Source organism: Streptomyces anandii JCM 4720 (assembly GCF_014650655.1).
In the GTDB taxonomy this organism is placed as follows: Bacteria; Actinomycetota; Actinomycetes; order Streptomycetales; family Streptomycetaceae; genus Streptomyces; species Streptomyces anandii.
Genome location: NZ_BMVJ01000016.1, coordinates 151,032 through 160,023 on the forward strand (window position 1 = coordinate 151,032; position 8,992 = coordinate 160,023).

Below are 8,992 nucleotides of genomic sequence, written 5' to 3' on the forward strand. Positions count from 1 at the left end.
GCCTCCGGCACGCACCCCGAGCCGGGCGGCGAGTGGCCGGCCATCCCCTGGCCACCGGTGTAGCGCCCTTCACGACGGCGGGCTGCCGGCGGGCCGGCGGCAGCCCGCGGCACATCCGCGAAGATCGCGCAAGAGCGCCTTCCCGGACATGTGGGGCCGTCCGGTTCGTAGACGGGACCACGGTCCGGTTACGCTCATGACATGCATGCCTGGCCCGCTTCCGAGGTCCCCGCCCTGCCTGGTCAGGGCCGCGACCTGAGGATCCACGACACCGCGACCGGCGGCCTGGTCGCCCTCACCCCCGGTCCCGTCGCCCGTATCTACGTCTGCGGCATCACGCCGTACGACGCGACCCACATGGGTCACGCGGCGACCTACAACGCGTTCGACCTCGTCCAGCGCGTGTGGCTCGACACCAAGCGGCAGGTGCACTACGTCCAGAACGTCACCGACGTCGACGACCCCCTCCTGGAGCGGGCCCAGCGCGACGACGTCGACTGGGTGCGGCTGGCCGAGCGGGAGACCGCCCTGTTCCGCGAGGACATGACCGCCCTGCGGATGCTGCCGCCGAGGCACTACATAGGCGCCGTGGAGGCCATACCCGGCATCGTCCCGCTGGTCGAGCGGCTGCGGGACCTCGGAGCGGCCTACGAGCTCGACGGCGACGTCTACTTCTCCGTGGAGTCCGACCCGCACTTCGGCGAGGTCTCCCGCCTCGACGCCGCCGCGATGCGGCTGCTGTCCGCCGAGCGCGGCGGCGACCCCGACCGCCCCGGCAAGAAGAACCCGCTCGACCCGGTGCTGTGGCTGGCCGCCAGGGACGGCGAGCCCAGCTGGGACGGCGGCTCCCTCGGCCGCGGCCGGCCCGGCTGGCACATCGAGTGCGTGGCCATCGCCCTCGACCACCTCGGGATGGGCTTCGACGTCCAGGGCGGCGGCTCCGACCTCGCCTTCCCGCACCACGAGATGGGCGCCTCGCACGCCCAGGTGCTCACCGGCGAGTTCCCCATGGCCAAGGCCTACGTCCACGCCGGCATGGTCGCCCTGGACGGCGAGAAGATGTCCAAGTCCAAGGGCAACCTCGTCTTCGTGTCGCGGCTGCGGCGCGACGGCGTCGACCCCGCCGCCATCCGCCTCGCGCTCCTCGCGCACCACTACCGCTCCGACTGGGAGTGGACGGACCAGCTGCTCCAGGACGCCGTCGCTCGGCTGGGCCGCTGGCGCTCGGCCGTCTCCCGGCCCGACGGCCCGGCCGCCGCCGCGCTGGTCGAGGAGATCCGCGACGCCCTCGCCGACGACCTGGACGCCCCGGCCGCGCTCACCGCCGTGGACCGCTGGGTGGCCCTCCAGGAGGAGACGGGCGGCACGGACACGGGCGCGCCCGGACTCGTCTCGCGCGCCGTGGACGCCCTGCTGGGCGTGGCCCTCTGACCCACGCCGGGCCGCCGCACGCGGCCCGGGAACGTCTCAGGGGCGGTGCGCGCCGAGCGCACCGCCCCTGGCCGTCTCCTCCGCCCGCTCAGTCGCCCGACGGTTCCTCGCCGTCCGGCTCGTCGCGGGTCTCGCGGGCGTCCGGCTCCGCCCCGGTCCGCGGCGGCTTCGGCGGTCGCGTACGGCCGCTGCCGGGGCCCTCGCGCCGGTACGAGCCGCTGTCCCCGCCGTCCGCCGTGGCGTGGCCGCCGGGGGAGGGGCCGCCGCCGTCCCGGCGCCGCAGATACCGCTCGAACTCGCGGGCGATCGCCTCGCCCGACGCCTCCGGCAGCTCGGCGGTGTCCCGGGCCTCCTCCAGCGTCTGCACGTACTCGGCGACCTCGCTGTCCTCGGCGGCCAGCTGGTCCACGCCCACCTGCCAGGCGCGCGCGTCCTCGGGCAGCTCGCCCAGCGGGACGCGCAGGTCGAGCAGGTCCTCCAGGCGATTCAGGAGCGCCAGGGTCGCCTTCGGGTTCGGCGGCTGCGAGACGTAGTGCGGGACCGCCGCCCACAGGGAGACCGCGGGGACGCCGGCGTGCGCACAGGCCTCCTGGAGGACGCCCACGATGCCGGTCGGGCCCTCGTACTTGGTCTCCTCCAGGTCCATCCGGCGGGCCAGGTCCGCGTCCGAGGTGGTCCCGCTGATCGGGACCGGGCGCGTGTGCGGGGTGTCGCCGAGCAGGGCGCCCAGGATGACCACCAGCTCGACTCCCAACTCGTGGGCGAAGCCGAGCAGTTCGTTGCAGAACGAGCGCCAGCGCATGGACGGTTCGATGCCCCGCACCAGCACCAGGTCGCGCGGCTTCTCGCCGCCGACCCGCACCACCGACAACCTTGTCGTCGGCCACGTGATCTTGCGCACTCCGGCTTCCATGAACACCGTGGGGCGGTTCACCTGGAAGTCGTAGTAGTCCTCGGCGTCCAGCGCCGCGAACACCTCGCCCTTCCATTCCCGTTCCAGATGCGCGACCGCGGTGGAGGCGGCGTCACCGGCATCGTTCCAGCCCTCGAACGCGGCCACCATGACCGGGTCGATCAGCTCGGGAACCCCCTCGAGCTCGATCACCCAGCGCCTCCTTCCGACGTGCCCTCGCCTGACCCACCAACCTTACGGCGTCCGGCGGGGGCGCCCGCGACCCCCTTGCACGGGGGAGTGAACGGATGACTGCCCCGTTCCCCGGGCTCGAACACCCATGATCACAGAAGCGGCCGGCTCCCAGTGCGGTGGGAGCCGGCCGCCCGTTCAAGGCCCGGCGGTCACCGTCCGGCGGCCGCCGGCGCGGTCACTCCCCGTCGAGCACGTCCCGCACCTTGGCGCGGACCTCGTCGGTGGCCAGACCACGGATCGTCAGCGTCGTACGCCGGCGCAGCACGTCGTCCTCCGTCTCGGCCCACTCGTGGTCGCGGGCCCAGACGACCTGCGCCCAGATCTCCGGGGCGTCCGGGTGGACCCGCTCGCCCAGCTCCGGGTTCTCGTTGGCCAGCCGCGCGATGTCGAAGGCCAGCGAGCCGTAGTGGGTGGCCAGGTGCCTGGCGGTGTCGGCGGCCATCCGCGGGCCGGGCGCCGGGCGGTCCACCAGCAGGCGGTGGGCGACCGCGCGCGGGTTGGCGATGCCCGGCAGCGGCAGCTTCTTCGGCAGCGAGGAGATCGGCTCGAAGTCCTCGCCCAGCGGGGCGCCCGGCAGCGCCTCCAGCTTCTGCATCACCGTACGGCCGATGTGCCGGAACGTCGTCCACTTGCCGCCCGCCACCGACAGCATGCCGCCCTTGCCCTCGGTCACCACCGTCTCGCGCTTGGCCTTGGCGGTGTCGCCGGGGCCGCCCGGCAGCACCCGAAGACCGGCGAAGGCGTACGTGATCAGGTCCCGGTCGAGCTGCTGGTCGCGGATGGAGAACGCGGCCTCGTCGAGTATCTGGGCGATGTCCTTGTCGTTGACCGCGACCTCGCCCGGGTCGCCCTCGTACTCCTCGTCGGTCGTGCCGAGCAGCAGCATGTCCTCCCAGGGGAGGGCGAAGGTGATGCGGTACTTGTCGATCGGGGTGGCCAGCGCGGCCTTCCAGGGGGAGGTGCGCTTCAGGACGAGATGCGCGCCCTTGGACAGCCTGATCGAGGGCGCGGCACCGGGGTCCTCCATCCTGCGCAGGTGGTCGACCCAGGGGCCGGTCGCGTTGAGCACCAGGCGGGCGCTCACGCCGAACTCCTCGCCCGAGAGCCGGTCCTTCAGCTCGGCGCCGGTGACCCGGCCCTTGGTGAAGCGCAGCCCGGTGACCTCGGCGTGGTTGAGGACCACCGCGCCCGCCTCGACGGCCGCGCGGACCGTCATCAGCGCCATGCGCGCGTCGTTCATCTGGTCGTCGCCGTAGACGGCCACGGCCTTCAGGTTCTCGGTGCGCAGCTCGGGCACGTCCTGCGCGGCCTTGGAGGGGCTGAGCAGGTGGCCCACGCCGTCACCGAAGGCGGAGAGCGCGGAGTAGGCGAACACGCCGGCCCCGAGCTTCGCCGCGCCGTGCGGCCCGCCCTTGTACACGGGGAGGTAGAACGTGAGCGGGTTCGCCAGGTGGGGGGCCACCTGGCGGGAGACCGCACGGCGCTCGAAGTGGTTCTCCGCCACCAGCTTCACCGCGCCGGTCTGCAGGTAGCGCAGACCGCCGTGGAGAAGCTTGGACGAGGCGGAGGAGGTGGCGCCGGCGAAGTCGCCGGCGTCGACCAGAGCCACCCTGAGGCCGGACTGCGCGGCGTGCCAGGCGGTCGAGATGCCCAGGATGCCGCCGCCGATCACGAGGAGGTCGTACGTCGCCTTCGAGAGCTGCTCCCGGGTCTGAGCACGGCTCGGCCCTACGCCGAAGGCCGGACGCGTTCCCAGGGCAGGCACGGACTGCAGGGTGGACTGACTGGTCATTGGGGTTTCTTACTCCTCGTCCTCGAGCCAGCCCATGGTCCGCTCGACGGCCTTGAGCCAGCTCTTGTACTCACGGTCGCGGGTGTCCGCGTCCATGCGGGGGGTCCATTCCGCGGCCCGGCGCCAGTTCTGGCGCAGGTCGTCGGTGGAGGCCCAGAAGCCGACGGCGAGGCCGGCTGCGTAGGCGGCGCCGAGGCAGGTGGTCTCGGCGACCATCGGGCGCACCACCGGCGCGTCCAGGAAGTCCGAGAGCGTCTGCATCAGCAGGTTGTTGGAGGTCATGCCGCCGTCGACCTTGAGGGCGGTGAGCTCCACGCCGGAGTCCTTCGTCATGGCGTCCGCGATCTCCCGCGTCTGCCAGGCGGTGGCCTCCAGCACGGCGCGCGCGAGGTGCGCCTTGGTCACGTACCGGGTCAGGCCGGCGATCACACCGCGGGCGTCGGAGCGCCAGTACGGTGCGAACAGGCCGGAGAAGGCCGGCACGAAGTAGGCGCCGCCGTTGTCCTCGACCGAGAGCGCGAGCGTCTCGATCTCGGCGGCGGTGGAGATCAGGCCCATCTGGTCGCGCATCCACTGCACCAGGGAGCCGGTGACGGCGATCGAGCCCTCCAGGGCGTAGACCGGCTTCTGGTCGCCGATCTGGTAGCCGACGGTGGTCAGCAGGCCCGAGTAGGAGTTGATGATCTTGTCACCGGTGTTCATCACCATGAAGGTGCCGGTGCCGTACGTCGACTTGGTCTCGCCCTCGGAGAAGCAGGTCTGGCCGAACAGGGCCGCCTGCTGGTCGCCGAGCGCGGAGGCGACCGGGATGCCGCCGAGCAGGTCGCCGAGCTTGCCGCCCTTGATCTCGCCGTAGACCTCGGCGGAGGAGCGGATCTCGGGCAGGATCTGCGTCGGCACGCCGATCGACTCGGCGATCTTGTCGTCCCACTCCATGGTGTGCAGGTTCATCAGGAGGGTGCGCGAGGCGTTGGTGACGTCGGTGACGTGCTTGCCGCCGTCGACACCGCCCGTCAGGTTCCAGATGACCCAGGTGTCCATGGTGCCGAAGAGGATGTCGCCGGCCTCGGCGCGCTCGCGCAAGCCGTCGACGTTGTCCAGCAGCCAGCGGGCCTTGGGACCGGCGAAGTAGGACGCGAGGGGAAGGCCGGTCTCGCGGCGGAAGCGGTCCTGGCCGACGTTGCGGCCGAGCTCGCGGCACAGGCCGTCGGTGCGGGTGTCCTGCCAGACGATGGCGTTGTGGACGGGCTCACCGGTGTTCTTGTCCCACAGCACGGTGGTCTCGCGCTGGTTGGTGATGCCGATGGCCTTGATGTCGTCGCGGGTGATGCCCGCCTTCTCGATGGCGCCGGCGACGACCTCCTGGACGTTGGTCCAGATCTCGGTGGCGTTGTGCTCGACCCAGCCGGGCTTGGGGAAGATCTGCTCGTGCTCCTTCTGGTCGACGGAGACGATCCGGCCGTCCCGGTCGAAGACGATGCAGCGCGAGGAGGTGGTGCCCTGGTCGATGGCGGCGATGAACGGGCCGGCGGTGTGGGCGTCGGTCACTGTGTGCTCCTGAGGAAGTCCGTGGTCAATGGGGCTGGGGCCGTGGGTACGGCGCGTGCCGGGGGGCCGCCGCGCTCCGTGCCGGCGGGCACGGAGCGCGGCGGCCGTCAGGCGAAGGCGACGTTGTAGAGACCTGCTCCGATGGCGCCGCCGATCAGCGGGCCGACCACCGGGATCCAGGCGTAGCCCCAGTCGGAGCCGCCCTTGTTGGGCAGGGGCAGGAGGGCGTGCACGATGCGGGGACCGAGGTCACGCGCGGGGTTGATGGCGTAACCCGTCGGACCGCCGAGCGACAGGCCGATGGAGACGACCACGAGCGCGGTGATCAGACCGCCGAGGATGCCGAGGCCGTTGCCCTTGTCGTTGAGACCCTGGGTGAGGACCGCGAGGATCAGCACGACGGTGCCGATGATCTCGGTGAGGAGGTTCTGCACCGCGTTGCGGATCTCGGGGCCGGTGGAGAAGACACCGAGGACCGGGCCGGCGCCCTGTTCCTGGGCCTCGACCGCCTTGGCGGCGGTGGCCTGGGCGCCCGGACCGCCGACGATCTCCTTGTCGGTGAGGTGGGCGTGGAACTGGCCGTAGTAGGCGACCCAGACCAGGGCCGCGCCGATCATGGCGCCGAGGAGCTGCCCGGCGATGTAGGTGGGGACGTTCGTCCAGTCGCTGTTCTTGATGGCGAGGGCGACCGTGACGGCGGGGTTGAGGTGGGCGCCGGAGAGCGGGCCCGAGATGTAGACGGCCGTCATGACGGCGAAACCCCACCCGAAGGCGATGGCGAGCCAGCCGGCGTTACGGGCCTTGGAGGCCTTGAGCGTGACGGCGGCGCACACTCCGCCGCCGAGCAGGATGAGTATGGCGGTACCGATGGTCTCGCCGATGAAGATGTCGGAGCTGGACACCCGCGACTCCTTTGTCCTTCGTCCAGGGGTAGCCGTACCCCGGGTCCCTCCGGGGGTCTGGCGCCCTCGGGGGATGAGAGCGATGCCGGCCCTTGGCGTTGTCACACTCTAACGCGTATTGCCGCAAGGTGTTCGACAATGCCGACCGATGGACGGGAGTCTCACCTTGCCGTCACACGGGCGTCAAGACTTCTGATGCCGAAACCCCGATCGTTACTGATCGGCCACCACGCCGGGCCCCGACATGGCCACGACCTGTACCCACCTGAGCACGTGGGGACACGCCCGGGGCGGCGAGGGACGCCCCGGGGCGGCGGTAGGAGGCGCCAGGGCCGCGGGAGGCGAATCCCCGCGGGAGGCGAATCCCCGCGCGGGGCGGTGGGGCACGTGCGCGTGCGGGGAGCCCGACCGCTGGGGCGGAGGCGCTGCGGGTTCCGGGGCTCGGGCGCGGCCGGACGCGGAGCGTCCGCCCGCCGGCGCGGGGTGCCACGCGCGGCCCGGGCGGCACACCGGCGGGCCGGCAAGCGTCCCCGTGAGGCCTGGGGTGCGCTGCCCGGCGGATCCGGAAACGCTGGCGCGCCGGCGGACCCGGGGAAGTGTGCCGGGCTGTACGGGCCGGGGTGGCCACGGGCCGTGCGGTGTCCCGGGGTGGCCACAGGCCGCGCGGTGTCCCGGGTGTCATGGTCCGTGCCGGGTTCCCGGGGCGTGCCAGGCAGGGTGCCAGGGCCCTTCGGGGCTGGCCGGGGCTGGGCTCCCCAGGGGGCTGGGCCACGGCCGCGGGGGCGTACCCGCGAGCCTGCCGCGGCCCCGTGGGGCGTGGTCTTGTCGTACGGCGACCCGGTGTCGGGTCAGAAGCGGCCGGCGCCCAGGTCCCGGGAGACCGCTCGGGCGCAGTCCCGTACCGCCGCGATCAGTTCGTGCCGCAGTTCGCCGTCGCGGCACACCCGCTCCACCGCCCCGGTGATGCCCACCGCGCCGACCGGCATGCGCCGCCGGTCGTGGATGGGCGCGGCGATCGAGGCCACGCCCTCCCAGGTCTCCTCCACGTCCGCCGCGTAGCCCCGCGCGCGGGACAGGTCGAGGATGCGCTCGAAGCCGTCCATGTCGCACACCGTCCGGTCGGTGAACGCCTTGCGGTCGGCCTCGATCGCCTCGCTGTGCGCCACCGGGTCGTAGGCCGAGAGCACTTTGCCGAGAGCCGTGGAGTGCAGCGGCTGCATCGCTCCGATCTCAAGCACCTGCCGGCTGTCGTCCGGACGGAAGACGTGGTGCACGATCAGCACGCCCTGCTGGTGCAGCACGCCCAGATAGACGCTCTCGCCACTGGAGCGGGCCAGGTCGTCGGTCCACACCAGCGCCCGCGCGCGCAGCTCGTGGACGTCGAGGTAGGTGGTGCCCAGGCGCAGCAGCTCCGCGCCGAGCTGGTAGCGCCCGGAGGCGTCGTCCTGCTCGACGAAGCCCTCCTGCTGGAGGGTGCGCAGTATGCCGTGGGCGGTGCCCTTGGCGAGGCCCAGTGACGAGGCGATGTCCGACAGACCCAGTCGCCGTTCGCCGCCCGCCAGCAACCGCAGCATCGCGGCCGCCCGTTCGAGCGACTGGATGTTCCGTGCCATCGCCGTCCTGCCTCCGTCCCCTTGTGCCGTCGGCGGACGACCCGGTCTGCCGCCGTTCGGCAATGCCGAACACTACCGGTCCATGCCGACTCACCGCTAATGGTCGGTCGACACCTGTTACGTCATCCGCCGCCGCGGGGTGGCACGGGCGCCATCTTCGTCCGCGTGGTGGACGCCCCGACCATCCGGGGCCGGTCCCGGCTACCCTGGCGGCGTGCGCCCTCCTTGGGAAGCTCCCCGGGGCATTTCCGGGAGGACGCAAAGCCGACAGCCGTCGCACCCCAAGGGAGCCCCTTCATGGCCTCGTTGCCGCCGACCCCTGCCACCGACAGCCGGACCCGCGTGTCCGCCCTCCGCGAGGCCCTCGCCACCCGAGTGGTGGTCGCCGACGGGGCGATGGGCACGATGCTCCAGGCCCAGGACCCCACCCTCGAGGACTTCCAGAACCTCGAGGGCTGCAACGAGATCCTGAACGTCACCCGGCCCGACATCGTCCGTTCGGTCCACGAGGCCTACTTCGCGGTCGGCGTGGACTGCGTGGAGACCAACACGTTCGGCG

The 8,992-nt window shown here is 72.3% G+C and carries 7 protein-coding genes; 2 read left to right on the forward strand and 5 right to left on the reverse strand.

The window, feature by feature from the left end; translation table 11 throughout:
* Positions 1 to 201 precede the first annotated feature (201 nt).
* The gene (gene mshC, locus IE249_RS25950) at positions 202 to 1,431 is read left to right on the forward strand and encodes a cysteine--1-D-myo-inosityl 2-amino-2-deoxy-alpha-D-glucopyranoside ligase (protein ID WP_189708439.1); all 1,230 of its coding nucleotides are present in this window, start codon (positions 202 to 204) and stop codon (positions 1,429 to 1,431) included.
* 88 nt (positions 1,432 to 1,519) lie between these two features.
* Here mshC and IE249_RS25955 read toward each other — a convergent pair whose 3' ends face one another.
* The 5 genes from IE249_RS25955 to IE249_RS25975 form a co-directional block, all read right to left on the reverse strand.
* Entirely contained in the window at positions 1,520 to 2,536 is a 1,017-nt protein-coding gene (locus tag IE249_RS25955) for a PAC2 family protein (RefSeq protein ID WP_189708441.1), read from the reverse strand.
* A gap of 217 nt (positions 2,537 to 2,753) precedes the next feature.
* A complete protein-coding gene (locus tag IE249_RS25960) occupies positions 2,754 to 4,370 on the reverse strand; it encodes a glycerol-3-phosphate dehydrogenase/oxidase (RefSeq protein ID WP_189708443.1) in 1,617 nt (538 codons plus the stop codon).
* A gap of 9 nt (positions 4,371 to 4,379) precedes the next feature.
* Complete coding sequence (gene glpK, locus IE249_RS25965) at positions 4,380 to 5,918, reverse strand: glycerol kinase GlpK (protein ID WP_189708445.1); 1,539 nt, start codon at positions 5,916 to 5,918, stop codon at positions 4,380 to 4,382.
* Between the two features lie 107 nt (positions 5,919 to 6,025).
* Positions 6,026 to 6,820: an MIP/aquaporin family protein gene (locus IE249_RS25970; RefSeq protein WP_189708447.1), complete on the reverse strand. Its 795-nt coding sequence runs from the start codon at positions 6,818 to 6,820 to the stop codon at positions 6,026 to 6,028.
* An 848-nt stretch (positions 6,821 to 7,668) separates the two neighbouring features.
* The gene (locus IE249_RS25975; RefSeq protein WP_189708449.1) at positions 7,669 to 8,433 is read right to left on the reverse strand and encodes an IclR family transcriptional regulator; all 765 of its coding nucleotides are present in this window, start codon (positions 8,431 to 8,433) and stop codon (positions 7,669 to 7,671) included.
* A gap of 297 nt (positions 8,434 to 8,730) precedes the next feature.
* On the opposite strand from IE249_RS25975, the gene IE249_RS38495 reads away from it, so the two are divergent.
* A partial coding sequence (locus IE249_RS38495; RefSeq protein ID WP_229859266.1) for a homocysteine S-methyltransferase family protein occupies positions 8,731 to 8,992 on the forward strand: 262 nt, incomplete at its 3' end.